The sequence below is a fragment of the Curtobacterium sp. MEB011 genome, from assembly GCF_030209655.1.
GTDB classification, from domain to species: Bacteria; Actinomycetota; Actinomycetes; order Actinomycetales; family Microbacteriaceae; genus Curtobacterium; species Curtobacterium poinsettiae.
Map to the genome: position 1 here is coordinate 75,655 of NZ_JARVRN010000002.1, position 26,607 is coordinate 102,261.

General features: G+C 72.0%; 29 protein-coding genes. 9 read left to right on the top strand and 20 right to left on the bottom strand.

Translation table 11 applies throughout. The annotated features are described in order from the left end of the window. Positions 1–116: 116 nt before the first annotated feature. Positions 117–905 (bottom strand): DeoR/GlpR family DNA-binding transcription regulator, encoded by a 789-nt coding sequence (locus QRN30_RS02175; protein ID WP_031260150.1) that lies wholly within the window; start codon positions 903–905, stop codon positions 117–119. 133 nt (positions 906–1,038) lie between these two features. Between QRN30_RS02175 and QRN30_RS02180 the strand changes: the two genes are divergently transcribed. From QRN30_RS02180 to QRN30_RS02200, 5 genes are read left to right on the top strand one after another with little or no spacing between them, the layout of a single operon-like run. Beyond that, positions 1,039–1,917: an SIS domain-containing protein gene (locus QRN30_RS02180; protein ID WP_284760302.1), complete on the top strand. Its 879-nt coding sequence runs from the start codon at positions 1,039–1,041 to the stop codon at positions 1,915–1,917. After that, positions 1,917–2,828, top strand: coding sequence for an ROK family protein (locus QRN30_RS02185; RefSeq protein WP_284760303.1), 912 nt, complete (start codon positions 1,917–1,919; stop codon positions 2,826–2,828). Before QRN30_RS02180 ends, QRN30_RS02185 begins: the two co-directional genes overlap by 1 nt. Beyond that, the gene (gene nagA / locus QRN30_RS02190) at positions 2,825–3,943 is read left to right on the top strand and encodes an N-acetylglucosamine-6-phosphate deacetylase (RefSeq protein WP_284760305.1); all 1,119 of its coding nucleotides are present in this window, start codon (positions 2,825–2,827) and stop codon (positions 3,941–3,943) included. Before QRN30_RS02185 ends, nagA begins: the two co-directional genes overlap by 4 nt. Then, the gene (locus tag QRN30_RS02195) at positions 3,940–4,959 is read left to right on the top strand and encodes a 1-phosphofructokinase family hexose kinase (RefSeq protein WP_284760307.1); all 1,020 of its coding nucleotides are present in this window, start codon (positions 3,940–3,942) and stop codon (positions 4,957–4,959) included. The genes nagA and QRN30_RS02195 overlap by 4 nt, the downstream gene beginning before the upstream one ends. After that, a complete protein-coding gene (locus QRN30_RS02200) occupies positions 4,956–5,792 on the top strand; it encodes a class II fructose-bisphosphate aldolase (protein WP_017887913.1) in 837 nt (278 codons plus the stop codon). The genes QRN30_RS02195 and QRN30_RS02200 overlap by 4 nt, the downstream gene beginning before the upstream one ends. Positions 5,793–5,831: 39 nt before the next feature. Here the strand turns inward: QRN30_RS02200 and QRN30_RS02205 are convergent, their stop codons facing one another. The 3 genes from QRN30_RS02205 to QRN30_RS02215 all read right to left on the bottom strand — a co-directional run bounded on the left by QRN30_RS02205 (position 5,832) and on the right by QRN30_RS02215 (position 8,487). Then, positions 5,832–7,238, bottom strand: a complete 1,407-nt coding sequence (locus tag QRN30_RS02205; protein ID WP_284760308.1) for an L-serine ammonia-lyase — start codon at positions 7,236–7,238, stop codon at positions 5,832–5,834. A 34-nt stretch (positions 7,239–7,272) separates the two neighbouring features. After that, positions 7,273–7,467, bottom strand: coding sequence for a PspC domain-containing protein (locus tag QRN30_RS02210; protein ID WP_017887911.1), 195 nt, complete (start codon positions 7,465–7,467; stop codon positions 7,273–7,275). A 93-nt stretch (positions 7,468–7,560) separates the two neighbouring features. Then, positions 7,561–8,487, bottom strand: coding sequence for an NADP-dependent oxidoreductase (locus QRN30_RS02215; protein WP_042537586.1), 927 nt, complete (start codon positions 8,485–8,487; stop codon positions 7,561–7,563). A 103-nt stretch (positions 8,488–8,590) separates the two neighbouring features. Between QRN30_RS02215 and QRN30_RS02220 the strand changes: the two genes are divergently transcribed. After that, complete coding sequence (locus QRN30_RS02220; RefSeq protein ID WP_042537588.1) at positions 8,591–9,409, top strand: shikimate 5-dehydrogenase; 819 nt, start codon at positions 8,591–8,593, stop codon at positions 9,407–9,409. 135 nt (positions 9,410–9,544) lie between these two features. Here QRN30_RS02220 and QRN30_RS02225 read toward each other — a convergent pair whose 3' ends face one another. From QRN30_RS02225 to QRN30_RS02250, 6 genes are read right to left on the bottom strand one after another with little or no spacing between them, the layout of a single operon-like run. Next, the gene (locus tag QRN30_RS02225; protein WP_159556151.1) at positions 9,545–9,988 is read right to left on the bottom strand and encodes an SRPBCC family protein; all 444 of its coding nucleotides are present in this window, start codon (positions 9,986–9,988) and stop codon (positions 9,545–9,547) included. A gap of 5 nt (positions 9,989–9,993) precedes the next feature. After that, positions 9,994–11,439: a phytoene desaturase family protein gene (locus QRN30_RS02230; protein WP_159556152.1), complete on the bottom strand. Its 1,446-nt coding sequence runs from the start codon at positions 11,437–11,439 to the stop codon at positions 9,994–9,996. 39 nt (positions 11,440–11,478) lie between these two features. After that, the gene (locus QRN30_RS02235) at positions 11,479–12,147 is read right to left on the bottom strand and encodes a hypothetical protein (protein WP_017887906.1); all 669 of its coding nucleotides are present in this window, start codon (positions 12,145–12,147) and stop codon (positions 11,479–11,481) included. 54 nt (positions 12,148–12,201) lie between these two features. Then, positions 12,202–12,729, bottom strand: a complete 528-nt coding sequence (locus QRN30_RS02240) for a GNAT family N-acetyltransferase (RefSeq protein ID WP_284760313.1) — start codon at positions 12,727–12,729, stop codon at positions 12,202–12,204. A 27-nt stretch (positions 12,730–12,756) separates the two neighbouring features. Next, positions 12,757–14,034: an ABC transporter permease gene (locus tag QRN30_RS02245; protein ID WP_159556153.1), complete on the bottom strand. Its 1,278-nt coding sequence runs from the start codon at positions 14,032–14,034 to the stop codon at positions 12,757–12,759. After that, on the bottom strand, positions 14,031–14,759 hold the full coding sequence (locus QRN30_RS02250) for an ABC transporter ATP-binding protein (protein WP_031260145.1): 729 nt from the start codon (positions 14,757–14,759) through the stop codon (positions 14,031–14,033). The genes QRN30_RS02245 and QRN30_RS02250 overlap by 4 nt, the downstream gene beginning before the upstream one ends. 80 nt (positions 14,760–14,839) lie before the next feature. Between QRN30_RS02250 and QRN30_RS02255 the strand changes: the two genes are divergently transcribed. After that, positions 14,840–15,469: a TetR/AcrR family transcriptional regulator gene (locus tag QRN30_RS02255; protein ID WP_052481655.1), complete on the top strand. Its 630-nt coding sequence runs from the start codon at positions 14,840–14,842 to the stop codon at positions 15,467–15,469. 81 nt (positions 15,470–15,550) lie between these two features. On the opposite strand, the gene QRN30_RS02260 is transcribed toward QRN30_RS02255, so the two are convergent. From QRN30_RS02260 to QRN30_RS02295, 8 genes are all read right to left on the bottom strand, one after another. Next, complete coding sequence (locus tag QRN30_RS02260) at positions 15,551–16,576, bottom strand: glycine betaine ABC transporter substrate-binding protein (protein WP_042537593.1); 1,026 nt, start codon at positions 16,574–16,576, stop codon at positions 15,551–15,553. Further along, positions 16,573–17,337, bottom strand: a complete 765-nt coding sequence (locus QRN30_RS02265) for an ABC transporter permease (RefSeq protein WP_042537595.1) — start codon at positions 17,335–17,337, stop codon at positions 16,573–16,575. The genes QRN30_RS02260 and QRN30_RS02265 overlap by 4 nt, the downstream gene beginning before the upstream one ends. Further along, complete coding sequence (locus QRN30_RS02270) at positions 17,334–18,605, bottom strand: ABC transporter ATP-binding protein (protein WP_042537597.1); 1,272 nt, start codon at positions 18,603–18,605, stop codon at positions 17,334–17,336. The genes QRN30_RS02265 and QRN30_RS02270 overlap by 4 nt, the downstream gene beginning before the upstream one ends. Beyond that, positions 18,592–19,239: an ABC transporter permease gene (locus QRN30_RS02275; protein ID WP_017887898.1), complete on the bottom strand. Its 648-nt coding sequence runs from the start codon at positions 19,237–19,239 to the stop codon at positions 18,592–18,594. Before QRN30_RS02275 ends, QRN30_RS02270 begins: the two co-directional genes overlap by 14 nt. A 208-nt stretch (positions 19,240–19,447) precedes the next feature. After that, positions 19,448–20,152 carry a DinB family protein gene (locus tag QRN30_RS02280; RefSeq protein ID WP_017887897.1) on the bottom strand — a complete coding sequence of 235 codons (705 nt, stop codon included), beginning with the start codon at positions 20,150–20,152 and terminating at the stop codon, positions 19,448–19,450. Continuing rightward, a complete protein-coding gene (locus QRN30_RS02285) occupies positions 20,149–20,751 on the bottom strand; it encodes a DUF6197 family protein (protein ID WP_017887896.1) in 603 nt (200 codons plus the stop codon). Before QRN30_RS02285 ends, QRN30_RS02280 begins: the two co-directional genes overlap by 4 nt. A gap of 58 nt (positions 20,752–20,809) precedes the next feature. Further along, complete coding sequence (locus tag QRN30_RS02290; RefSeq protein WP_042537601.1) at positions 20,810–21,688, bottom strand: aminoglycoside phosphotransferase family protein; 879 nt, start codon at positions 21,686–21,688, stop codon at positions 20,810–20,812. Positions 21,689–21,805: 117 nt separating this feature from the next. Next, a complete protein-coding gene (locus QRN30_RS02295) occupies positions 21,806–22,456 on the bottom strand; it encodes a ScbR family autoregulator-binding transcription factor (protein WP_017887894.1) in 651 nt (216 codons plus the stop codon). A gap of 90 nt (positions 22,457–22,546) precedes the next feature. Between QRN30_RS02295 and QRN30_RS02300 the strand changes: the two genes are divergently transcribed. After that, the gene (locus QRN30_RS02300; RefSeq protein WP_214518536.1) at positions 22,547–22,990 is read left to right on the top strand and encodes a hypothetical protein; all 444 of its coding nucleotides are present in this window, start codon (positions 22,547–22,549) and stop codon (positions 22,988–22,990) included. Positions 22,991–23,032: 42 nt separating this feature from the next. Here QRN30_RS02300 and QRN30_RS02305 read toward each other — a convergent pair whose 3' ends face one another. Then, positions 23,033–24,190, bottom strand: a complete 1,158-nt coding sequence (locus tag QRN30_RS02305; RefSeq protein ID WP_214518535.1) for a PP2C family protein-serine/threonine phosphatase — start codon at positions 24,188–24,190, stop codon at positions 23,033–23,035. Then, positions 24,187–24,963 carry a ThuA domain-containing protein gene (locus QRN30_RS02310; RefSeq protein ID WP_235517678.1) on the bottom strand — a complete coding sequence of 259 codons (777 nt, stop codon included), beginning with the start codon at positions 24,961–24,963 and terminating at the stop codon, positions 24,187–24,189. The genes QRN30_RS02305 and QRN30_RS02310 overlap by 4 nt, the downstream gene beginning before the upstream one ends. A 140-nt stretch (positions 24,964–25,103) precedes the next feature. Between QRN30_RS02310 and QRN30_RS02315 the strand changes: the two genes are divergently transcribed. Then, positions 25,104–26,543: a DUF4832 domain-containing protein gene (locus QRN30_RS02315; protein WP_259494661.1), complete on the top strand. Its 1,440-nt coding sequence runs from the start codon at positions 25,104–25,106 to the stop codon at positions 26,541–26,543. Positions 26,544–26,607: the final 64 nt, after the last annotated feature.

Below are 26,607 nucleotides of genomic sequence, written 5' to 3' on the forward strand. Positions count from 1 at the left end.
GCCGAATCGCTCATGAATGCACAATAGGCGCTCACGGATCGCTCACGCATCCGCGCAGGGACGGGTTTTACACGATCGAAACGTCCGGCCCACCCGGGGCCGGACGCACGGAGGGCTCAGTCGGCGACGACGAGCTCCACGCCGGCGCTGGCCAGGTCGGCGGCGAACGAGGCCGGCACGGGCTGGTCGGTGACCAGGACGTCGATGCGGTCGAGTGGGCAGATCCGGGCGAAGGTGGAGCGTTCGATCTTGGTGGAGTCGGCGACCACGACGACCCGTCGACCGACCGAGGCGAAGTGCCTGCTGACCTCGGCCTCGCCCTCGTGCATGGTCGTCGCGCCGTACTGCCCGGTGAGTCCGTCGACGCCGAGCACCACCAGGTCGAGGGCGAACTCGTCCAGGGTGTCCCGGACGAGCGGCCCGACCAGCTCGTAGGACTGGCGCCGGGCCACGCCGCCGGTGACCACGATCTTCACGTTGGCACGGACGGACAGCTCGTACCCGACGTTCAGGGCGTTCGTCACGATCGTGATGCCGAACTCGCCGTCGGCGCGGATGAACCGTTCGCTCTTGCCGAGTTCGCGCGCGACCTCGGTCGTGGTCGTCCCGCCGTTGAGCCCGACGGTCTCGCCGGGCTGCACGAGCCGGGCGGCGGCACGGGCGATCGCGGTCTTGGCCTCGGCCTGCCGGGCGATCTTGTACTGCAGCGGCAGCTCGTAGCCGGCACCGAGTGCGGCCGCTCCCCCGTGCGTGCGGGTGACGAGTCGCTGGTCGGCCAGCATGGCGAGGTCACGGCGGGCAGTCGCGGCGGATATCCCCAGCAGCTCCCCGATCTCGGCGATCGACACGTTGCCGCGTTCGCTCACCAGTTCGAGCAGGGCGTTCAGCCGCTGTTGGGGGGTCATGACGGTCATCCTACGGCGTCGCCGCCGTCCCTCGGTGATCGGAAATGACGTTTTGCCCTTCCCTTGCGCACGATCGCTCGCTACGCTTCCTGATCATCGATCACCCGGATCGATCCGGACCCGGAAGGCTCCCATGACCGACACCTTCGTGAGCGCTGAACTGGCCTCGCAGCCGGAGACCTGGCGTGCAGCCGCCGCGCTCCTGCCGACCTTCGCCGACGCGCTCCCCCAGCCGGGCGAACGCGTGGCCGTGATCGGCTGCGGGACGAGCTGGTTCATCGCCATGAGCTACGCCGTCGCCCGTGAGCAGGCGGGCCTCGGCGTGACAGACGCCTTCGCCGGGTCCGAGTACCCCGCGTCACGCGAGTACGACCGCGTGCTCATGATCAGCCGCTCGGGCACGACGACCGAGATCGTCGACCTGCTGCAGGCCTTGCCGTCCCAGCGGACCGTGCTGGTCACCGCCGTCGCCGGCAGCCCCGCCGCGGCCGTCGCCGACCAGGTGGTCGCACTGCCCTTCGCCGACGAGCGCTCGGTCGTCCAGACCCGCTTCGCCACCACGACGCTCGCACTGCTGCGAGCGTCCATCGGCGACGACGTCGACGCGCTCGCAGCCCAGGCCGAGACCGCACTGACGGTGCCGATCGACGACCTGCTCGACGCCGAGCAGGTCTCGTTCGTCGGTCGTGGGCCCGCCGTGGGTCTGACGTTCGAAGCCGCGCTCAAGACGCGCGAGGCCGCGCAGTTCTGGGCCGAGTCCTACCCGGCGATGGACTACCGGCACGGCCCCATCGCGATCGCGCAGCCCGGCCGACTCGTCTGGTCGCTCGGCGCGGCACCCGAGGGCCTGGCCGCCGAGGTCGCCGCCACCGGTGCCCGGTTCGTCCAGCACGACCTCGACCCGCTCGCCGGACTCGTCGTCGTGCACCGGTTCGCCGTCGCCCTGGCCGAGGGACGCGGGCTCGACCCGGACAACCCCCGGTCGCTCACCCGGTCGGTCATCCTCACCTGATGGGTGGCGCAGGCGCGGTGCTCGGGGTCGACGTCGGCGGCACGGGCATCAAGACCCGTCTGACGACCGCCGACGGACTCGTCCTCGACGAGACCCGGGTACCGACGCCGCGTGACGACCCGGACGCCGAGCGCCTCGCCCTGGCCGTCGCCGGACTGGCTGCCCAGGCCATGCGACGGGCGCCGCTCGGAGCGATCGGGCTGGTGACCCCCGGCGTCGTCGACGAGACCCGCGGCACCGTCGACCTGTCCGTCAACCTGGGATGGCGTGACGTCCCGGTGCGTGACCTCGTCCGCGCCGAGCTCCTGCGACAGGCGATCGACGTCCCGCTCGCCTTCGGCCACGACGTCCGCGCCGGTGCCCTGGCCGAGGTCCGGGCCGGCGACCCGGCACTGTCTCGGGGGTCGGTCTCGTTCGTGCCGGTCGGCACCGGGCTCGCGAGCGCCCTGGTGGTCGACGGTGTCGTCGTGTCCGGTGGTGGCTGGGCGGGGGAGATCGGGCAGGTCCGGATCCAGACCGGCCCGCACGCGGGTCACCGCGTCGAGGAGATCGCGTCCGCCGGGGGAGTCGCACGTCGTGCCGCTGCTCCGTCCGCACACGCCGCAATGCTCCTGGTCCGCCAGGACGACCCAGCCGCCCGTGCGGTCTGGGACGACTGCGTCGCGGTCCTGGCCGATGCGCTCGCCTGGACCACCGCGGTCGCCGGGAACCACACGATCATCGTCGGCGGGGGACTCGCCGAGTCCGGACCGCTGCTGCTCGACCCGCTGCGCGCTGCCGTCACGGAGCGCTTGCAGGGCGTCCGTGTCCCCGTCATCGTCCCCGCCCGGCACGGCGACGCAGCCGGCGCCATCGGTGCGGGGATCCTCGCACGCGAGCTGGTCGGAACCGAGACCGGGGTCCTGCTGTGACCACACTCGTCCGGGCCCATCGCATCGTCACGGCCCAGTCAGACCTGCACGACGGCTGGCTCGTCATCGGCGATGACGACACCGTGCTGGCGACCGGCACCGGATCCCCGATGCGCACGGACACCGCCGTCACCGTCGACGGTGCGATCGTGCCCGGGTTCGTCGACCTGCACGCCCACGGCGCACTCGGGCACGACTTCGCCGGGTGCTCCGCCGAGGACGCCCGCGCCGCCGCTGGGCACCACCGGTCACGGGGCACGACCACCCTGGTCGGGTCCATCGCCACGGGTGAGCGCACGGACACCGTGGCGGCCCTCACCCGGCTCCGACCGCTCGTCGCGGACGGCACGCTCGCCGGGCTCCACCTGGAGGGGCCGTGGCTCGCGCCCGCCCGTCGCGGGGCGCACCGCGTCGACCTGCTGCACGCCCCGGACCCCGCCGAGGTCGACGCCTACTGCGACGCCGCGGGTGGCGCCCTGCGCATCGTCACGCTCGCGCCGGAGCTGCCCGGTGCCCTCGACGCCGTTGCCCGCTTCGTCGGAGCCGGGGTCGTCGTCGCCATCGGCCACACCGACGCCACCGCCGAGCAGACCCGCCGCGCGGTCGACGCCGGCGCCTCGCTCGTCACCCACCTGTTCAACGGGATGCCACCGCTGCACCACCGCGCGCCCGGGCCGGTCGGGGTCGCGCTCACCGACGACCGGGTGCTGCTCGAGTGCATCGTCGACGGCCACCACCTCGACCCGGTCACCGTCGACGTCGTCCAGCGCAGCGCACCGGGCCGGATGGTCCTGGTCTCCGACGCCATGGCCGCGACCGGTTGCCCCGACGGGGCGTACACGGTGGCCGGATCGGCCGTGACCGTCCGCGACGGGCTCGCCGTGCTCGCTGACGGTTCGTCGCTGGCGGGCAGCACGATCACGGTCGCCGACGCCGTCCGCCGCCTGCTCGACGCGGGGACCGACCTGCCCGAGGTCGTCGCTGCTTCCGCGGCGCGTGCGGCACGCCTGCTCGGGGCACCGGCGCCCCTGGGCGTGGGCGCCCCCGCCGATCTGCTCGTGCTCGACCCGGCGCACGGCAGCGTCCGAGCCCTGCCGACGGCGGTGGTCGCGTGATCCTCGTCGTCACCCCGAACCCCGCCGTCGACGTGACCTACCGGGTCGCCGAACAGCGCATCGGCGAGACCCAGCGCGTGCTCGGGGTCGAGCGACGCCCCGGCGGCAAGGGCCTGAACGTCGGCCGGGTCCTCGCCGCCACCGGTGTCCCGACCCATGCCGTGCTACCCCTCGGCGGCGACGGCGGGCACTGGATCGCCGACGCCCTCGACGGCCTCGGGCTCGTCCACACCGACGTCGCTGTCCGTGGCGAGACCCGCACGACCGTGACGGTGGTGGACGACACCGCGCACCCGACGATGTTCGGGGAGCCCGGGCCCGTGCTCAGCCCCGGCGAGTGGGACACCGTCACCACCGCGGTCGAGACACTGCTCGACGGCGATGTCGGCGGTGCCGACGGTGCCGCTGATGCCCCGCACGCCGCGGCCCTGGTCGTGTCGGGCTCCCTGCCCCGCGACACCGACCCCGCGGTCGTCGCCCGCTGGGTCACCGCCGCCCGCCGCCGCGGTGTGCTCTCCGTGGTCGACTGCTCGGGCACCGCGCTGCTGGCTGCCGCTTCGGCCGGGGCGACGGTCTGCAAGCCCAACCGCGAGGAACTGGTCGAGGCCACCGGCGCCGACGACGAGCGGTCGGGGGCGCTCCGACTCCTCGGGCTCGGCGCCGCGGTCGTCGTGGTCTCCCGGGGTTCCGAGGGCATCGCCGCCCACACCGCCGACCACGTGCTCGAAGTGCCTGCGGTCCCCGGGGTCTCGGGCAACCCCACCGGCGCCGGCGACGCAGCCACCGCCGGACTCGTCGGTGCGCTCGTCGCTGCCGGCCTCCCCACGCCCGAGGGCAGTGTCAGCGCCCCCGACGACGCCACCCTGCTCCGCGCGCTGCGGTCCGCCGCCGCACACGGGGCTGCCGCCGTCCTGCAGCCGGTGGCCGGCACGGTCGACCCGGCTGACGTCGACCGCTTCCTGTCCACCCCGCCCGCTCCTGCTCCCGCACACGACCGAACGAGGACCTCCGCATGATCACCGACCTCGCCCTCACCGGCCTGCTCGACACCGCCCGCACGGCACGCCGCGGGGTCGGCGCGTTCAACGTGGTGCTGCTCGAGCACGCCGAGGCGATCGTCTCCGGTGCCGAGCTGGCGGGGCTGCCGGTGATCCTGCAGATCAGCGAGAACTGCGTCCGGTACCACGGCGGCCTCGCACCGATCACGACCGCGACCCAGGCCGTCGCACGTGCGGCCGACGTCGAGGTCCTCGTGCACCTCGACCACATCGAGGACCCCGAGCTGGTGGCGGCCGGCGTCGACCTGGGCGTCGACTCGGTCATGTACGACGGCTCGCACCTGGACTTCGCCGCGAACGTGGCTGCAACGCGGGAACTCGCTGCTCGGTGTCACGCCGCGGGGGTCGCGATCGAGGCCGAGCTCGGCGAGGTCGGTGGCAAGGACGGCGTGCACGCGCCCGGCGTCCGCACCGATCCGACCGACGCCGCCGCGTTCGTGGCCGACACCGGCGTCGATGCCCTGGCGGTCGCGGTGGGGACGTCGCACGCGATGCAGACCCGCGAGGCGTCGGTGGACCGCGACCTGGTCGAGCGCCTGCGTGCCGCGGTGCCGGTGCCGCTCGTGCTGCACGGCTCCTCGGGCCTGTCCGACGACGAACTCCGCGGCGCCGTGCACGCGGGGATGACGAAGATCAACATCTCGACGCACCTGAACGGCCTGTTCACCCGTGCGCTCCGCACCGTGCTCGACGAGCGGCCGGACGTCGTCGACCCGCGCAAGTACGTCGCAGCGGGCCGGGACGCCATCGCCACCGAGACGGCGCGGCTGCTGACGCTCCTGCACGCCTGACGAGCGAGCAGAGCAGACGAGCACGCGCGACCGCGACGCTCAGCAGAGCGGGACGTTCACCGCGAGCCCGCCCATCGCGGTCTCCTTGTACTTCGAGGACATGTCCGCCCCGGTCTGCCGCATCGTCTCGACGACCTGGTCGAGCGACACGTGGTGCACCCCGTCGCCACGCAGGGCCATCCGGGCGGCGTTGATCGCCTTGTTCGCCGCGATCGCGTTCCGCTCGATGCACGGGATCTGCACCAGCCCGCCGATCGGGTCACAGGTCAGCCCGAGGTTGTGCTCCATCGCGATCTCGGCGGCGTTCTCGACCTGCTCCGGCGTGCCCCCGAGGACCTCGGCGAGCCCCGCAGCCGCCATCGACGCTGCCGAACCGACCTCGCCCTGGCAGCCGACCTCGGCGCCGGAGATCGACGCCCGTTCCTTGTAGATCGACCCGATCGCCCCGGCGGTCAGCAGGAATCGCACGACGGCGTCGTCCCGTTCGTCCGCGGAGGCGTCGGCGACCGTGGGGACGTAGGTGCGCGCGTAGTACAGCACCGCGGGGATGATGCCGGCGGCACCGTTCGTCGGGGCGGTGACGACGCGGCCACCGGTGGCGTTCTCCTCGTTGACCGCCATGGCGACGAGGTTCACCCACTCCATCGCGAAGAGCGGGTCGTGGTCGGGGTCCTCGCGGGTGAGCTGCTCGTGCCAGGTGGCCGCGCGACGACGGACGTCGAGCCCGCCGGGCAGGCACCCGCCCCGGCGGACGGATCGGTCGACGCACGACTCCATCACGCCGTGGATCCCGAGCAGCCCCGAGCGGACCTCGGTGTCCGTCCGGGCGACGGCTTCGTTCGCCAGGGCGACGCCGCTGATCGGCAGGCCCGAATCCGCGCAGGCGACGAGCAGCTCGGCACCGCTCGAGAACGGGTACGGCACGGCGTCGTCGACCGGGATCGCGGCACCGGCGACAGCAGCCAGTGCGTCCACGGCGGGTTCGGCCTCGTCGTCCCGCGCGATGAACCCGCCGCCGATCGAGTAGTAGGTCTCGTCGGCCAGGTCGACACCCGCGGCGTCACGGGCTCGCAGCCGCATGGCGTTCGGGTGGCGGGGCAGCATCGTCAGGGGGTGCAGGACGATGTCGGCGAGGCGGAACGGCACGCTCGCTCCGCCGTCGAGCCGCAGGACGCCGTCGCGTTCCAGCGCCTCGAGTGCGCGGGCCATGGCATCCGGGTCGACGGTCTCGGGGTGCGAACCCATGAGCCCCGCGACGACGGCGCCGAGCGTGCCGTGGCCCTGCCCGGTCGATGCGAGGGACCCGTACAGGTCGACCACCACGGAGGCGACGGGCAGGCCACGCACCAGGCTCGCGAACTCGGCACCGGCCCGCATCGGGCCGACGGTGTGCGAGCTCGAGGGGCCGACACCGACGCTGAACAGATCGAAGACGGAGACCGGCACGCCGCCACACTAACCCGTCCGGACGGACCGGTGCTCAGCGCCGCCGACCACCCTCGGGCGGCATCACGAACCACAGCACGACGTAGGCGATCCACAGCGGCCCGGGGAACAGGCTCAGGATGACCCAGATCACCCGGACCAGGGTGCGGGACAGGGTGAAGCGGTCGGCGAGACCGGCGCAGACACCGGCCAGCAGACGACCGTTGCGGGGACGGGAGAGTGTGCTCATACCGACGACGCTACGCAACGCCGCCGGGCCGGCGCATCCGGGACGCACCCCGAGCGTGGTGGGGGAAACCCCCGGACCCGCGTGGTCGAGGGGTCAGGGGATGAGGACGATCTTGCCGCGCGTGTGGCCGTGCTCGAGCTCCTCGAAGGCGTCCTGCACGCGGTCGAGCGGGTAGGTCGCGGCGACGGGCACCTCGATCGCGCCGTTCGCGACCTCGAGTGCGAGCGCGCCGAGGATCTCCGGATCGGCCGTGTCCGCACTGCCCGAGGTCTTCGCCCCGACCTCGGCGGCCTCGTCGAACGCGATGATCGTCTCGATGCGGTCGACCGGCACCCCGAGCGCGATGCCGAGCCGGACGTACTCGGCGCCGTGGGTGTCGATCACGGCGTCGACACCGTTCGTCGCGAGTTCGGTGATGCGCTCCTGCAGGCCGTCGCCGTACGCGACGGGTCGTGCGCGCTTGGAGCGGAGCCACTCGTGGTTCGCCTCGGACGCGACGGCGATGACGTCGATGCCCTCGTTCGCGAGCAGCTGGGTGACGAAGCCGCCGACCCCGCCCGCGGCACCGGACACCACGACGGTCTCACCGGCACGCGGGTCGACCGCGCGGACGGCCGCCGCCGCGGTGGTCGCGATGACGTCGAGACCACCCGCCACCGTCCAGTCGAGCAGGCGTGGCTTCTGGACGACCTGCACGGCCGGCACCGAGACGTACTCGGCCTGGCTCGCGCGGTCCCACGACCAGCCGATGACCTCTTCGCCCTCGTCGACGCCGTCGACCTCGGCCCCGACGGCGACGACGATGCCGGCGAAGTCGGTGCCCTGCCCGGACGGCAGGTCGCCGCCGAACGCGCCCTGGCGGATCGCCGACTCACCGGGGTTGATCCCGGCGGCACGCACGCGGACGAGCACCCGCCCGGCGGTCACGTCGGGCACGGGCACCTCGGCGACGTGCAGGACCGATCGGTCACCCCACTCGTCGAAGCGGACAGCGCGCATGGTCTCCGGGATCTCAGTCATCGGGACCGACGCTACCCCGGAGCGCCGCACCCGGCCTGCGTGGACCGCTCCATCCGTGCAAGAGCAGGAGAGTGCGGGCGTGCGACAGTGCGAGACTGAGAGCATGCCCATCCTGAACAAGGACATGCAGGTCTGCATGTCGCTGGCCGCGCGACCGAGCAACATCGGCACCCGCTTCCACAACTTCCTGTACGACGAGCTCGGTCTCGAGTTCCTGTACAAGGCCTTCACCACGACGGATCTGCCCGGCGCCGTCGCCGGCATCCGCGCGCTCGGCATCCGCGGCTGCTCGGTGTCGATGCCCTTCAAGGAGGCGATCATCCCGCTCGTCGACCACATCGAGGACTCCGCCGCCGCGATCCAGTCGGTCAACACGGTCGTGAACGACGACGGCGTGCTCACCGCGTCGAACACCGACTACGAAGCGATCGCCGCACTGCTCGGGTCGCACCGCGTCGACCCGGCTTCGCGCGTGCTGCTCCGCGGCTCCGGCGGCATGGCCAAGGCCGTCACGGCGGCGTTCCGAGGCGCCGGCTTCGACCGGTTGACGGTCGTCGCCCGCAACGAGCAGACCGGCCCGGCCCTGGCGACGCAGTACGGCTACGAGTGGGTCGCCGACGAGCGTGAGGCGGGGGAGACCGACCTGGTCGTCAACGTCACCCCGCTCGGCATGCGCGGCGACCAGCAGGACGCACTCGCCTTCGCGCCGGAGCGGATCGAGGCTGCCCACACCGTCTTCGACGTGGTCGCGTTCCCGTCGGAGACCCCGCTCGTGCGGGCGGGCCGCGACGCCGGCAAGCACGTCATCACCGGCGCCGAGGTCATCGCCCTGCAGGCAGCCCGTCAGTTCGAGCGGTACACGGGCGTCGCCCTGACCGACGACCAGGTGGCGCGGGCCAGCGAGTTCTCGCGCGCCGAGTAGTCGACGCACCCACAGGGCGGACGGGAGGTGGGCCCCACCCGCCGGTTCCGGCGTGACGCGCCAGCGGCACGACGGCCGTGACGGGAGGCCCGTGGCGGCGCCGCCACGGGCCTCCCGTCCGTTCGCGGGGACGTCTCAGGCGGTCGCCGCGCGCCCGACGGCCACCCACTCGAGGCGGCGGAGCGTCTCGCGGTTGCGGATCCAGATGAGCGGCTGCATGAGGAAGTCCGGCACGTGCGACCCCGGCCCGGCCACCGCGTTCTCGGTGATCGTGACCTTGCTGCCGTGCCGGTGCGGTTCGACCGTCAGCTCGACGCGGGCCTCGCCGATGGGCCAGCCCTTGGGCTGGATGACCATGCGGTGTGGCGGCTCCCAGACCAGCGACGTCGTGACGTCGTCGATGACGATCGGCCAGGCGCCGAACGAGTGGTGCAGCCGCGTGCCGACCTGCGGCCACCCGGATTCCTCCTTGCGCATGCGCGACGCCCCGACCACCCAGGTCGTGTAGAGCCACCCGTCGCCGAGCACGTCGAAGACGGCTTCGGGACGGCAGTGCAGGATGCGGACGCTCTTCGCCATGGTGTTCAGCCTTCCGGGGTGAGGTCGACGTCCTCCGGCAGTCCGAAGGTGTGCCGGAGCGCGCTCTTCGCCGCGTGCCAGCCGGCCATGCCGTGCACGCCGGGGCCGGGTGCCGCGGACTCGGAGCACAGGTACATGCCGCCGCCCATCCGCCACGGGTCGCTCGACAGGACGGGGCGCTTGACGAGCTGCCAGAAGCTCGCGGCACCGGCGGCGATGTCGCCACCGACGTAGTTCGGGTTGTACTCGCCCATCTGCACGGCGGTGCGGGAGCTCGACGACAGGATCGTGTCGCGGAACCCCGGCGCGAAGCGCTCGATCTGACGGGTGACGGCCTCGGTCGGGTCGACGTCCGAGCCCGCGGGGACGTGCGCGTAGGCCCAGAAGACGTGCTTGCCGGCCGGGGCCCGGGTCGGGTCCACCACGGTCGGCTCCGCCCCGAGCACGTACGGGCGCTCGGCGTGCTGCCCGTGCGCCACCGCCCGTTCCGCCGCCGCGATCTCCTGGCGGGTCCCGCCGATGTGCACGGTCCCGGCCTTCCGCAGCGACTCGTTGGTCCACGGCACCGGGTCGGACAGCGCGAAGTCGACCTTCGCCGCCGCGTTGCCGAACCGGAAGCGACGCAGCGCGCCGCGCTTCGGGGTCGGGATCTGCTTGCCCGCGATCCGGAGCATGCCCGGCACGCTCGTGTCGAACAGCACCGCCTTCGCCGGGGTGAGGTCACCGAGCGACCGGACCTCGTGTCCGGTGACGATGCGGCCGCCGTGCGCGACGAGGTCGGCGGCGAGCGCGTCGACGATCGCCTGGCTGCCACCGATCGGCACCGGCCAGCCGCGGGCGTGCGCGTACGAGCCGAGCGACAGTGCCGCCGCCGCGGTGGACAGGGACGGCAGGTGCTGGATCGAGTGCGCCGCGACGCCGGACACCATCGCCGGGGCGGCCTCGCCGCGGAAGCGCAGGTTCCACGCGGCGGTGCCCTGCTCGAGCGCCCGCAGCCCGAACCGCAGGACGGTCAGGGGGTGCCGCGGCACGTGCAGCAGTGCGTCGGTCGCGAAGTCCGCGACCTGGTCGGCGTTCTCCGCCAGCGGCGCCATCAGCTGCCGGAAGGCCGGTCCGTCCACCCCGAGCTCGGCGGCGGTGCGGTCGAGGTCCTGGTACGCGATGCCGGCGCGACCGTGGTCGAGCGGGTGGCCGTACTGCACCTCGGGCAGGCGGAGCTCGATGCGGTCCTCCATGCGGAAGCGCCGGAAGAACTCGGACTGCAGGGCCATCGGGTGCACTGCGGAGCAGACGTCGTGCAGGAACCCGGGCAGGGTGAGCTCGGCCGTGCGGGCACCGCCGCCGATCGTGTCGTTCCGTTCGACGACCTCGACCGACAGGCCCGCGCGGGCCAGGGTCACCGCCGCCGCGAGTCCGTTCGGTCCCGCTCCGACGACCACCGCATCCACCATGCCCCGAGCCTAGGGACTCGTGACTGCGTGTGGTGTCGGTCAGGTGCGCGAGGTGTCGGGGTCGGCCGGGTCGGACTCGTCCTGGTCACCGTCGGCGTCGTCCGGTTCGTCGGCGTCGACCGGAGTCGATCCGACGGGGTGCTCGGCGAGCAACTCGGCGAAGTCCTCGTCGAGCATCTGCTGCAACCGGTCGTCGCGGCCGATCTCGTAGTCGTCCGCCGGGCGCTGTGCCCAGCCGAGGCGTCCGACGACGGTGGTGCCGATGTCGTCCCAGGCGCGGGCCCGCGCGGCGAGGACGATCCCGTCGACGAAGTGCTGGTCGTCGCGTCGCTTGTCGAGCATGGCGGCGAGTTGCTCGTACGTGGCCTCGCGCATCCGGAGCTTCAGGTCGTCGCCGCGCCGGTAGTCGTGCTGGTGGCGGGAACGGCCCTTCTGCTTGCTCGAGGTGGAACGGATGTCGCGCATCCGTGCGGCGTCACCCCGTTGTTCCTCGGCCATGCGGTGGAGTTCCTCGCGCGTGGCCTCGGCGATGAGTGCGTGGTCGAAGTACCCCTGGTCACGCAGGGCGTTCGTGATGATGCGGTTGGCCACCGCGATGGTGACGGCGGCCTTCGCGATGAGGAAGCCCTCGTCGACCGCACGCTTCAGTTCGACCTGGCTGATGGGTCGATCGCGCACGTCGTGGTTGCGTCGTCCGAACAAGGCCATGCTCCGACGATACCGGCGACCGGTGTCGGTCCGTCTGCACGGGGGCGGCGGACCTCAGAGGAGCAGGCCGTAGACCGCGACGTCGACCCGCTCGGGGCCGAGCGGCAAGGCGCCACGCAGGGTGCCCTCGTGGGTGAGGCCGAGCCGCTCGGCGAGCCGCCGGCTCCGCACGTTGTCGACCGCCGTCCGGATCTCCACCCGGGCCACGCCGCGGGCCCGGGCAACGCCGATCAGCACGGTGGCGGCCCGCCGGGCGACACCACGGCCCTCCTGTCCGGCGTCCACCCAGTAGCCGAGCGACGCCTGCCCCAGGTACGGGTCGAACGTCAGCGAGGCCACCCCGACCACGCGGTCGTCGTGGCGGATGACGCAGGGCAGCGAGCGGTCCATCGCGTACTGCCCGAGCAGCCGCTCGGTGTGCAGGGCGATGGCCTCGCGTGTCTGCGGGTCCCACGCCCAGGGCTCGGCGGCCCGCAGACGATCGGTGTTGGCGTGCACGAGTGCGAGCACCTGGTCGACCGTCGTCAGGTCGCGCAGCGTCAGCGTGGAGCCGTCACCGAGGTCGCGTCCGAACGTCGTCACCGCTCCGACACTAGGCAGCCCTGCCTGTCACTCGTACCGGAGCGCCTCGATCGGGTTCTGCCGTGCGGCTCGTCGTGCCGGCAGGGTGCCCGCCAGGAACGCGATGAACATCACGACGAGGATGATCGTGGCGACGGACCCGGGCGCGAACTGCATGATCTGCAGCCCCGGCAGGTCCTTGAGGAGCGTGCCGGCCAGGACGTTCGAGATCCCGGTGCCGAGCGCGATCGCGACCCCGGCGCCGATGGCGCTGCCGAGGAACCCGATGAAGACCGCCTCGAGCGAGAACAGCGTGTAGACCTTGCCGCCGCCCATGCCCATCGCCTTCATCAGGCCGATCTCGCGGGTGCGCTCCTGCACGCTCATGAGCAGGGTGTTGATGATGCCGAAGCCGGCGGCGATGAGCGCGATCACGGCGAAGGCGTTCAGGACCCCGACGATGCCGCTGATGACGGTCTGGAACTGACCGAGCTGGTCCTGGATGGTCTGGCCGAGGAACCCGTCGTCGGCCAGGGACTTCTTGACCGTGGTGACGGAGGCGTCGGGATCGAGCGTCGCGGTGGCGCTGGCGTAGGAGGTCGCGATCGAGTCGGGCTTGCCGATCTCCTGCGCGGCCTGCATGGCGTCGGTCAGCGCGGCGTTCGCCCCGGCCCCACTGCCGAACAGCGACTCGTTCTGCACGCCCACGACCGTGGCGGTGAGCGTGTGCGCCTTGCCCTGGTAGTCGTCGACGGCGATCGTGAGTTCCTTGCCGACGGCGGCGGAGGCGCTGCCGAGGCCCATGTTCTTCAGGTAGTCGGTCGGCAGCATCACCTGGTTGGCGTCGGTCTGGTCGTCGAGCTGCTTGCCGCTCGCCAGGTCGGCGTCGAGCTCGCCGGCGTTGGCCGTGAGCGAGACGACGTACTTGCCGTGGTCGCCGTACTCGGCGTACTTCGGCGCGAGGGCGACCGCGGGGCGGAGGCTCTTGATGCCGTCGGTCTTCTCGATCGCGTCGACGTCGGACTGCGACAGGTACGAGAACGACGCCGGGCCACGGTCGACGCTCTGACCAGAGGCCTCGGGGTCGTACTTCGCCGGTCCGCTGTCGGTCGAACTGGTGTCGACCGCCTTCGTGATGGTCAGGGAACCGGTGTCGCCGATCGACGAGACCTGGGTGTCGATGTAGTTGCTGACGCCCGTGCCGATGGCCGAGGTGAGCGTGATCGTGAAGGCGCCGATGAAGATCGCGATGACGGTCAGGGTCGTGCGCAGCTTCGAGCGGAAGGTGTTCGAGACCGCGGTGCGCAGGAGGTCGAGGAAGTTCATGCGGAGTGCCTTCCGTGCGTGGCGGACGCGTCGACCGCGTCATCGGGTCCGCCGACGATCAGGCCGTCGCGGACGTTGACGCTGCGGTCGCAGCGCGCGGCGAGCTCTTCGTCGTGCGTGACCACGACGAGCGTGATCCCCCGCTCGCGCTGCAGCCCGAACAGCATGTCCTCGACCACCTGTCCGGTGTTCGTGTCGAGGTTGCCGGTGGGCTCGTCGGCGAAGATCACGCTCGGCTCACCGACCAGCGCGCGGGCGATGACCACGCGTTGCTTCTGGCCGCCGGACAGGTCGTTGGCGTCGTTCTTCGCCTTGTCGGCCAGCCCGAGGGCGTCGAGCGCCGCCATGCCCCGTCGCTTCCGCTCGGCCCCGGAGACGCCGGCGATCTTGAGCGGGAGCACGACGTTGTCGAGCACCGAGGTCTTCGGTGTCAGGAAGAACTGCTGGAACACGAAGCCGAACGTGCTGTTCCGGGTGCGGTTGACCTGGCGGGCACCGAGCGTCGCGGCGTCGGTGCCGTCGAGCAGCACCTGTCCGGCCGACGGCTTGTCGAGCAGCGCGAGCAGGTGCATGAGCGTCGACTTGCCGGAGCCGGACTTGCCGACGATCGCCAGGCTCTCGCCCTGGTGCACCGCCAGCGACACCCCCTTGAGCGCGTCGAACCGCGTCGCGCCGCGGCCGTAGGTCCTGGCGAGGTCACGGGCCTCGAGCACGGGAGTGGTCATGGGTTCACCGTAGTGTCCGGTGCACGACTGCAAGTTTGCGTTTGCTGTAGATCATGTGACGTTCCGGTTACAGTCGGGCCATGCCCGACTCCGCGACGCCGTCAGAACTCGGTCTCCGTGACCGCAAGCGCATCGAGACCCGCAACCGCATCGCCGAGGCCGCTCGGTCCCTGGTGCTCGAGCAGGGCGTCGACGGCACCACGATCGAGCAGGTCGCCGCCCGCGCCGACGTGTCCCCGCGGACGTTCTTCAACTACTTCGAGAGCAAGGAGGACGCGGTCCTCGGGCACACCGAACTCGACCTCGAACCCGCCACCCTCCAGGCACACCTGGAATCCGTCTCGGGGGAGCCGGCAGCGCAGGCGGTCGTCGACCTGGCGTTCCTGGTGTTCGGGTCGTCGTTCGGCGACGAGCACGAGCGGCTCGAGCGCAAGGCCGTCATCGTGCGGTTCCCGCAGTTGATGCGTCGGCAGGTCGCGCGGATGACCACGGTCGCCGAGGCGATGACCGGCGCGGTGCGCACGATCCTCGAACGCGACCCGGCCTGGGGGCCGGACGCCGCGACCCCGCAGGCGGCCGAGATGCTCCTCGGCATGTGCATGACGGGCTTGCGCAGTGCCGCTCGGCACGAGGGCTCCGACCCCGAACAGGTGCGGGCGGCAGTGGTCGCGGCGATCCGCGACACGGCGGCGCGCATCGCCGCGGCCTGAGACGCGACCACGAACGCACGGGAGGCACGGTGCCAGCTGGCACCGTGCCTCCCGTCCGTGACGTGGATGCGTCGAGAACGGTCAGGGCTTCGTGATGAAGCCCTCCTTCACCATCCAGTCGAAGGCGACGTCGGCCGGCTCGCGCCCCTCGACGTCGACCTGACGGTTCAGCTCCTGCAGCACCGCGTCGGTGAGCTTCGGCGAGATCTGGTCGTAGATCCCCTCGAGCTGCGGGTACTCCTTGAGCGTCTTCGAGTCGATGACGGGCGCGACGTTGTACGCCGGGAAGAAGCCCTTGTCGTCCTCGAGCACCGTCAGACCGAGCGACTTGATGCGGCCGTCGGTGGTGAACACCTCACCGAAGTTGCACTTGCCGCGGTCGGTGGCCGTGTAGACCGTGCCGGTGTCGAGGATGCTGACGTTGCTGCTCGGCACGCCGTTCGCCCCCGAGCCACCGAGCTCCAAGCCGTACTTCTTGAGCATCGGCTTGAAGCCGTCGGCACGCGAGTTGAACTCCGACTCGACGCAGAACGTGCGCTGGTCGACCGGCAGCTTCGTGATGTCGGAGAGCGTCTTGACGTTCCCGAGCTCCTTGACCGCTTCGTCACGGACGGCGAAGGCGTATGTGTTGTTCATCGGCGCCGGGTTGAGCCAGGTCAGCCCGTTGCCGGCGTCCTCCTTCTTCACCGCCGTCCACTGCTCGGTCTTGTCCGGGATCCCCTTCGCGTGGCCCATGAAGGTCAGCCAGGCGGTGCCCGTGTACTCGTACGTGAAGTCGGCCGCGTGCGAGGTCATCAGCTCACGGACCGCGACACTGCCGGGCACGTTCGTCTCGTCGGTGACGTCGAACCCGGCGGCCTTGGCGGCGAGCACGGCGATCTTGCCGAGCACGAGCTGCTCGGTGAAGTTCTTCGACGTCACGGTGATGTGGGCGCCGGCCGGCAGGTCGTCGATGCGCTGGATGGAGCCGGCACCGGCCTCGGGCACGAACGAGGTGGCGGGCTGCAGGCCGCAGCCGGTCAGGACGAGGGCGGTGGCACCGGCGACGAACGCGGCGGCTCCGACCCGGGTGCGGGTGCGGCGGGTGCGGCGGGTGCTGCGGGTCATCGGAGTCCCTTCGGTCGTGCGACCGTCTCGACCACGCGGCCGAGCCAGTCGATGGAGAGGGCGAGCAGGGCGACCAGCAGGGCACCCGAGACGAGCACCTTCGGCAGGAACAGGGTCACACCCGTGGTGATGAGCAGACCGAGTCCGCCCGCACCGACGAAGGTGGCCAGGCTCGCCGTGCCGACGAGCAGCACGAGCGCGGTCCGGATGCCGGAGAGCATGACCGGCACCGCGAGCGGCAGTTCGACGCGCATCAGCACGCTGAAGGCGCTCATGCCCATGCCGCGACCGGCCTCGACCAGTCGGGCGTCGACGCTCTGCACGCCGATCATGGTGTTCCGGAGCACCGGCAGGATCGCGTAGAGGACGAGCGCGATGACGGCCGACCGCGTGTTCAGGCCGAGCCAGGCGGCGAGCAGCACGATGAGGCCGACGGCCGGTGCAGCCTGCCCGAAGTTCGCGACGGCGAGCACGTACGGGCTCGCCCGGCGCAGCGCGCCGCGGGTGAGCAGGACGCCCAGCGGGATCCCGATCACGAGCACGAGCACCGTCGACTGCAGGGTCAGGACGAGGTGCTGGCCGGTCAGGGAGAGGATGTCCGCCGGGTTGAGCGTCGTGCGCTCGGTCGGGGTCAGGTCCGCCGTCGCGAGCCACACCGCGAAGCCGGCCAGGACGACCAGGATCGCGATCGGCTGGAACAGCAGGCCCTTCCACGAGGTGCTCGCACCGGTGGCGGGACCGGCGACGGCGACTGCGCTCACAGGTCTTCTCCGGTGGGCATCGCCGACACCGGCGACGACGGCATGGTCTCGATCGGGTTCGTGTTCGTGCCGACGGGCGTGTAGGCCTGGTCGCCGGCGGCGGTCGCGCGGGAGCGGGTGATCGCCTCCATCACGGTCTCGACGGTGATGACCCCGCGGAACGCGTCGCGACGACCGGTGACCAGTGCGGCACCCGCGCTCGAGACGAGCATGGTGTCGAGCGCGTCGTTGAGGGTCGCGGCCTCGCCCACGACGGGCAGGCCGGGCTCGACGCCGTCGGGGATGCGGTCGAGGCGCTCGAGCTGGCGGCGCGACGGCCACCCGATCGGCCGCTGGCGGTGGTCGACGACGACGGCGTGCTGGTGCCCACCGGCCTCGTGCATCCGCTGCAGCACGGCCTTGACCTCTTCGCCGGGCGAGCACGTCACGGCCGACTCGACCTCGACGTCGCGCACGCGGTTCAGCGTGAGCTGCTTCAGACCGGCGCCGGAGCCGATGAAGTTCTCGACGAACTCGTTCGCCGGCTCCGCCAGGATCCGCTCCGGGGTGTCGTACTGCACGATGTGCGCACCCTCGGTGAAGATGACGATCCAGTCGCCGAGCTTCACGGCCTCGTCGAAGTCGTGCGTGACGATGACGATCGTCTTGTGCAGTTCCTCCTGGATACGCAGGAGCTCGTCCTGCAGGCGCTGGCGGGTGATCGGGTCGACCGCGCCGAACGGCTCGTCCATGAGCAGGACGGGCGGGTCCGCGGCGAGCGCACGGGCCACGCCGACGCGCTGCTGCTGGCCGCCGGAGAGTTCGCGGGGGAACCGGTCCCGGTAGGTGTCGGGGTCGAGCGAGACCAGGTCGAGCAGCTCGTCGACGCGCGCCGCGATCTTCTCCTTCGACCAGCCGAGCATCTTCGGCACGATCGCGATGTTCGCCGCGACGGTCATGTGCGGGAAGAGACCGCCGGCCTGGATCACGTAGCCCATGCGGCGGCGGAGTTCGTCGCCGTCGATGCCGGTGACGTCGTCGTCGCCGACGACGATCCGGCCCTGGGTGGGCTCGATCAGGCGGTTGATCATCTTCAGCGTCGTCGTCTTGCCGCAGCCGGACGGGCCGACGAGCATGACGATCTTGCCAGCCGGGATCTCGAGCGTGATGCCGTCGACGGCGGGCTTCGACTGCCCGGGGTACCGCTTGGTGACCTCGTCGAGCAGGATGCTGCGCCCGGTGACGTCCCCGTCGGGCGCGGTGGTGGTGGCGGAGTCAGTGCTGGACACGGATACCTCTCGAGATGGTCAGGCGGCCGAGGCCGATGAGGAGCAGGTCGAGGACGAGGGCGAGCAGGACGACGCCGACCACCCCGACCACGACGGAGGACAGGGCGTTGGCGCCGCCGAGGCGGGACAGCCCGGAGAAGATGAAGCCGCCGAGTCCGGGGCCGAGCGCGTAGGCGGCGATGGCGGCGATGCCCATCACCATCTGTGCGGAGACGCGGACGCCGCTCAGGATGATCGGCCACGCCATCGGCAGTTCGATCTGCAGCAGGGTGCGGAACCGGCTCATGCCGACGCCGCGCGCCGACTCGACGACGGTGGGCGGGATCTCGGCGAGACCGACGACCGCGTTGCGCAGGATCGGCAGTGCGGCGAAGAAGACGACCGTGACGACCGACGGCAGGACGCCGAAGCCGAGCGGGACGATGAGCAGGCCGATGACGGCGAACGACGGCAGGGTGAGGCCGATGGCCGACACCCCGTTCGCGAACGCGGTCAAGCGCGGGCTGCGGTAGACGAGTGTGGCGAGCACCACGGCGATGACCGTGGCGAGGACGACGCACTGGACGACCAGTGAGAAGTGCTGCCACGATGCGAACCAGATCTGGTTCCATCGCTCCACGACGTACTGGAACACGGGTGGGCGCTCCCCTTCCGGTCGGCTGAACTGCCCACAGATCGGGGCACGAGCTCGGCCAAAGCTACGCAGCACCTGGACCGGTTGTACAACGCAACCCTGCCGAGGCGGCAGTTTCCCTCGCAGTTGCGATGAGGACAACCCCTGGTCAGAGGGGGAACACCAGGGCAAGCCTGGGAGAACGGTAACGATCGGGCTGGGTGCCCGGCTATGCGCTCAGGTCACGCAACCCGGCGCGCTCCGCGATGTCGACGAGCTGCTCGCGCCACCGGACCCATTCGTCCGGCGTCTTGTCGGCCAGGTTGCCGTCGCCGTCACCGGCCAGGCCGTCGAGCATCTCGCGCACGATGTCGGCGTGCCCGGCGTGCCGCGCGGTCTCGTAGGCCATGTGCACCAGGATCCGGTGCAGCGTGACGTGCCGGTGCTCCTCAGGCCACCACGACACGGTGCCGGTCGCGGTGAGGTCGAGCGCCTCGATGGTCGCGTCGGCGTGGGCGGCACTCCGGTGGTGGAAGGCCACGACGTCCGCCATCGTCTCGTCCAGCGGGGCGAACATGTCGTCGCCGTCCTCCGACTCGAGCCACGCGGGCGGGTCCGGCAGCGGGCGCCCGAACACCTCGCCGAAGTAGCCGGCCTGCACGCCCGCGACGTGCTTCACCAGCCCGAGGACGTTCGTGCCCGTCGGCGTCACCGGCCAGCGTGCCTGTCGCTCCGCCAGCCCGTCGAGCTTGGCCAGCAGTGCTGCTCGGTGCTTCTGCAGGTACCGGTGCAGCGTCTGCTTCACCGCGGCGTCGGCAGCCGCCTGGTCGGGGGTCGGCGCGGACCCCTCGTCCGACAGCAGCGCGTTGCCGCTGGCCGCCAGTGTGCTGGTGCTCGCGGGGTGCACCTCGGGGACCGCTTCGACGTCGCTCATGCCCCCGATCGTGCCACCCGGAGCTCCTGCAGGCGTGTCGATTCCTGCACCGCGACCCGTTCGGCCGTCAGCAGCAGACCCGCGACCTCGGCACCGGAGCGTGCCGGGGCGTCGTTCCAGCTCGTCAGGTCGCGCACGCGCCCCATCCGGATGTCCGGCGCGGGGCACCACAGCACGGGCTCGCCCTCGTCGCGGGCCAGGGCGTGCCAGACGACGTCGAGCGCGTGCTGGACCCGCGGTGCGTGCACCGCGAGCGGCCCACCGGCTGCGGACACGACCGCACCGACCAGGCACGCGCCGACGAGCGGTCGGCCCTGCACGTCCATCGCGGCGGCACTGGAGGCCTTCCGCTCGTGGCCGTGCTCGTCGAGGTAGGCGAACCAGGCGTGCTGCACCCAGCCGCGCTCGACGACGGCGCGGGCGTCGGAGAGCAGGTGGACGAGTTCGCCGAGTTCGCGCACCCGGTCGTCGACCCGTCGCGCGCGTGCGGTGGCGCGGCGGTCCGCGAGTCGGTCGACCAAGCCGCGGAGACCGCGTCGGACGGGGGCGGGGGAGGCGTCGGTGGCGACGTCGTGCTGGACGCGGAGCTCGAGGGTCATGGCGGCCCCTCCGATCGACTGTGCACGGATGGTGCGGTCACGATAGCCCCGGGGAGACTCAGTCGTCCAGCACCGCGTCGATGCTCCGTCGGGCGACGCTCCGGAAGGCGCGTTCGTCGGCGGTCGCCAGGGCGGATGCGAGCGCCACCACCCACCCGCGAGCGCGCTGCCAGGTGGCGTCCGAGGCTGCGACGCGGGCACGGAACGCGCGTCGCCCAGGCTGGTCGAACGTCAACCAGGCGGTCGCGAGGTCGACGGCGGGATCGCCCGCGGTGACGTCCCCGAAGTCGATCACGGCTGACAGGTGGTCGACGCCTGCGGATGACGAGTCGACGAGCAGGTTGAAGGGGTGCAGGTCGCCGTGCACCCAGACAGGAGGCCCGGCGTGCGCCGGCGCCGCGGCTGCGGCCCGCCAGAGCGCGGCCAGCTCGCCGGCCCGGTGCACGTCGTGGCCATCGAGTCGCGCCAGCACCGCGTCGCTCCGCGACGCGAGCGGCACCGCACGGAACGGGTTCGCCGGGGCACCGGCCGGGGCCGCCACGTGCAGGAGCCCGACGAACGCGGCGAGCGCCTCGGCCACGGGGACCCCGGCCGCGCGTGCGCCGATCGGGGTGCCGGGGAGCCACGGCACGATGCTCCACGACCACGGGTACCCGAGGGCGGGTCGGCCGGTCCGCACCGGAGCCGGCACCGGGACGACCGACCCGACCCGGGCGGCTATGTCCGGCAGCCAGCGCTGTTCGTGCTCGACGAGGCGTGCGGCCAGCTGCCGGCGGGGGACCCGCACGGCCAGGTCGTCACCGAGACGCAGGACGACGTTGTCCCACCCGTTCGCGACGACCTCGAGCGACAGCCCGGCCAGGTCGGGGTGCTGGTCACGCAGCAGGGAGCGGACGAGCGGGACGTCGACGTCGACCTCGGCAGCGGGTGTGGGCACCGCGTCAGGCTAGTGGGCCGCCGGACACATGCCCGCGAACTGGGGCCGGTGGCGCGACCGGCTTCTCGGTAGTCTCAGAGGCGAGGTGACGTGGGTGTTTCCCTGGGGGGACCCGCGTCACTCCGGAGCGATGAGCGCGACGAGTCGCGGGATCTCCGGACGCAGCCGTTCGGTGACGAACGCGTCCAGCAGGACCGTCCAGAGTTCCCGCAGGCCCGCGAACAGGTCGGCCCGCCGCGTCATCACGTCCGAGACGGTCTGCACGCCCGTGTAGGCACGGACGACGACCCGGCCGACGAGCTCCGGGTCCCACCGCGGATCGAGCTCTCCCGCGTCGACGGCCTGCCGCGCGAACCCGGCGACCACCGCGGCCCAGTCGGTGTACGGGTCCCGCCGGTCCACGTCGCTCGCCGCCACGTCGGTCGACAGGCGCACCCCGGCGCTCACGACGACCTCGGTGGTCATCTGCACGGCGAGCCCCTGGCACAGCCACATGATCGACTCGAGCGGAGTGGTGCCCCGCGCCACCGCGGCCTCGCCGTACCGGCGCGAGATCGCGTGCTGCTCGGCGACGACGGCCCCCGCCATGTCGGCCTTCGACGTGAAGTGGAAGTACAGCGCACCCTTGGTCATCCCGATGCGTTCGGCGATGCCGTCCATCGAGGCTCCGACGTACCCGCGTTCGTCGAACTCCGCGGCCGCGCCCTCGATGATCGCGGTGCGGGTCGCGAGCGACCGCTGCTGCCGGGTCGGTCGGTCCTGCGCCATGGGGTCCGATCGTAGTCAGCGCACGCGATCGCCGGGGAGCCCTGGCCGCATTCGGCAGGCGTTCGGCCGCGTGCCCTACGGTCGGTCGCCATGGACGGATGGCGGAACCCTGCGCGCTGGGCACGGACGGGCCGGTGGCTGCTGCTGCCGATCGCGGTGCTCGACTGGGTCGCGCTCGCGCCGCAGACCATCGTGGTGCTCGCGTTCCTGATCGCCGTCGTCGGGCTCGCCGGCATGGCAGCGGCCCTGGTGGTGCACATGCTCGGTCGGGCCCGTGGGGCCATGGCCGCCCTCGGGGTCGTGCTGCTGCTCGGCGGCCTGGTGGTGTTCGGCCTCGACCCGTTCCCGGGCTCGTTCCCGCTCATCGCGTCGTGGTGGCCGGAGTCGATCACGCAGCCGCAGACCGTCGGCAGTGCTTACTGGCAGCTCGCCGGCCTGGGCATCGAGCTCGCCGGGTTCGGCCTGCTCGCCACCCTGCTCGTGGTCTCGCTGACCGGCACGCCACGCCCCCGGCAGGACCGCTTCCGCTCCTGACCGCCCCCGTGGCAACGCTCGGCGCCCGGACGTGCTCCGCGCTCAGAGTCGGGTGAGCACCACCAGCGTGACGTCGACCTCGGCGTCCACGGTGACCGCCGTGCGCACCCGCTCGATCACGCCCGCCCCGTCCGGAGCGGACCGCACCAGCGCGGCGAGGTCGTCCAGGCGGCGGGTCCCGTCCAGCGTCAGGACACCCTGCGTGCAGATCGCCAACCGGTCGCCGGGTGCCAGGTCGAGCGAGCCGGACGACCGGGGGATCGACACCGGCTGCAACCCGAGCGGCAGGTCGACCGGGCGCAGCACCCGAGCGGGCCCGTCCGCGGGGACGAGCACCGCGAGCCCGTGGCCGGCGTCGCCGAAGTCGACGTGCCCCGACATCGGGTCGAGCCGCAGGTGGAAGAGCGAGCCGACGGCGTCCGCGGCCGACAGGTCGGCGGTGACCTGGGCCTCCAGGCCGACGATCGTGTCCTGCACCTCGGCACCGGTCCGCGCCACCACGGCGCCGCGGACCACCGCGGCGAGCAGGCCGGACGCCGGTCCGGCGGCGCTCACCCGGCCGACGGTGACGTGCAGGGCGTCGTCCGGGGCGAGGCGCCAGTCGGCGACGTCACCCCCGCCACCGTCGTGCTGGGCGACCAGGACGTCGAGGGCGTACCCCGGCACCGCGACCGGGTCCGGCACCAGCCCGTCGAGCACCCGACGGACCCGTCCCAGGTCGATGGCGACGCCGAGTTCCCGCTCGGTCCACCGGGCGAGGTCACGCAGCAGGGCGACGTCCTCGGGGGAGAACGTGCGCGGCACCGCGTCCATCAGGCACAGCGTGCCCACCCGGGTGCCGTCGATCATGGTCAGTGGTGCGCCGGCGTAGAACCGGATGCCGTGCTCCGCCACCGCGGCCGTGTCGGCGAAGCGGGCGTCGAGCGACGCATCCGGGATCACCATCGGTTCGCGGGAGAGGACGGTCGTCGCGCAGAACTGCTCGCTCGCGGGGACGCTCGAGCCCTGGTGCCAGCCGAAGGTCGACTGGGTGGTGACGAGGTCGTGGTGGACGAGGTTGAGGAAGGTCAACGGGACGTCGAACGCCTCGTGGGCCATGCGGGTGATGCGGTCGAAGCGCTCCTCGGGTCCTGATCCCAAGATGGCGAGCGCCTCGATCACCGCGGTGCGGCGGTCCGCATCGGCGAGATGGTTGGTCACCCGGCCTGTCTACCCGCATCGTCCGCCAGGAACCAGTCCCTCGGGTGGGGGTCGGCGGTCAGCGCGCGGCGCTCGGAAACCGGTGCAGCCCAGGCGGCGGCGTTCGACAGCACGCGCTGGATGTCCGGGTGGTGGTACACGGGGTACTCCTGGTCGCCCGGCGAGAAGTAGAAGACCCGGCCGAGACCACGGCGGTACGCGACGCCGGAGCGGAAGACCTCGCCGCCCGCGAAGGTCGACAGGAAGACCTCTTCGTCGGGGCGCGGGATGTCGAAGTACTCGCCGTACATCTCCTGCCGGTCGATGACGATCGGGTGCGGGACCCCGGCGGCGATCGGGTGCTCGGGCGCGACCGTCCAGACGAGTTCACGCTCGCCGTCGTTCCGCCACTTCAGCGAGCAGGTCGTGCCCATCAGGCGCTTGAACGGCTTGGAGTAGTGGCCGGAGTGCAGCACCACCAGCCCCATGCCGGCGTGCACGGCGTCGACGACCAGGTCGACGACGGCGTCGCGCACCTCGTCGTGGGCGACGTGCCCCCACCAGAACAGCACGTCCGTGGTGGCCAGTCGTTCGGCGGTGATGCCGTGGTCGGGTTCCTGCAGGGTGGCGGTGGAGACGTCGGCCCCGGGCTGCGACCGCCGGAGTGCCTCGGCGATCACGGTGTGCATGCCGTCGGGGTAGTGCCCGGTGACCGTCGCGTCACCGCGGGTCTCGTGCACGTTCTCGTTCCAGACGACGATGTTCAGGGGACGGTTCTCGGTCGACGGCGACATGGGACCAACGCTACCCGTGATCGGATTGCGCAGACACTGGCGTTTTCTGATCGTTTCGCCTAGCTTCGGATCACAAACGCGCAGACGGCGGTACCAGGGGGTACCGATCCCCGTCCGCGCCGAGGACAGGGGCTCGTCCGATGCAGCACCGAACCATCACCATCGTCGCGCTCGCGGCGGTGCTCGCACTCGCCGTACCGACCGCCGCGTGGGCATCGCCCACCGGTCACCACCAGCAGCGGACCGCGACCACCTCGACCGTGACCTACACGGCGAGCGACGCGGTCATCCCGAACCCCTCGCGCGGGTTCGACCACACCACCGAGACGCACTACCGCGCCGACGGCACCGGGTACACGCCGCTCGACGCCGCGACGCTCCGGGGCTACCGGGCCGAGGGCGTCACGCAGGTCGTCCGGGTGTTCTACATGGAGGCGTTCGTCCAGCAGCGGCAGCTCAGCCCGGCCTGGCTCGCGCTCGTGCAGCACGACTACGACACCGCACGTGCAGCCGGCGTGGGTGTGATCACCCGGTTCGCGTACGTCCAGGGCGGCTCGTACCCGTACTCGGCGCCCTACGGGGACGCCGACCTGCCGACCGTGCTCGCGCACATCGAGCAGCTCACCCCGACGCTCCGCCGGAACGCCGACGTCATCCCGACCCTGCAGGGGGGCTTCATCGGGCTCTGGGGCGAGGGCTACTACACCGACCACTTCGCCAGCGACCCGGCGAACCCGGGGGTGCTGACCGAGGCCGACAAGGACGCCAGACGCCAGGTCCTGCAGGCCGAGCTCGCCGCCCTGCCGTCCAGCCGATCGGTCCAGGTCCGCACCATGCAGATGAAGCAGGACGCGCTCCGCACCCCGTCCGGCACGGCCGGGGCGCTCACCCCGGAGCAGGCGCACGACGGTTCCCCGGCGTCGCGGATCGGGCACCACAACGACTGCTTCCTCGCCTCGGCGGACGACTTCGGCACGTTCCTGAGCAACCCGCTGTCCCTCGACCAGGACTACCTGGCGGCGGAGTCGCGGTACGTCCCCGTCGGCGGTGAGACCTGCGCCGTGAACACGCCGCGGACCGACTACCCGTCCGCCTCGGCCGAGATGGCGAAGTACCACTACAGCTACCTCAACCTGGACTACAACAAGGACGTCCTGGCGACCTGGGGCACGGACGGCATGACCGACGCCGCGAAGAAGCTCGGCTACCGCTTCACCATGACCTCGAGCACCGCCACCTCGGGCGCGAAGGCGTCGGTGGCGGTGTCGATCCGGAACGACGGCTGGGCGGCGCCGTACAACAGCCGCCCGGTGCAGCTCGTCCTGACCGACGGCGACCGCCGGGTGACCGTGCCCGTGGCCGCCGACGCGTCGTCCTGGCAGCCGGGACGGACCGTGACCGTCCGGGCGTCCCTCGCCGACGTGCCGAACGGGCGCTGGAGCGTCGCACTGGCCCTGCCCGCACCGGAGGCCTCGGTGGCGGCGGACCCCGCGTTCGCGATCCAGACGGCGAACACCGGCACGTGGGACGCGAGCACGGGCGTGAACCGCCTCGGTCAGACGGTGGTCGTACAGCACTGAGCAGACCTGCAGCGCGCCCCGGGTCGGACGATCCGGGGCGTTCTGCTGTCTGTCAACCGGGTCC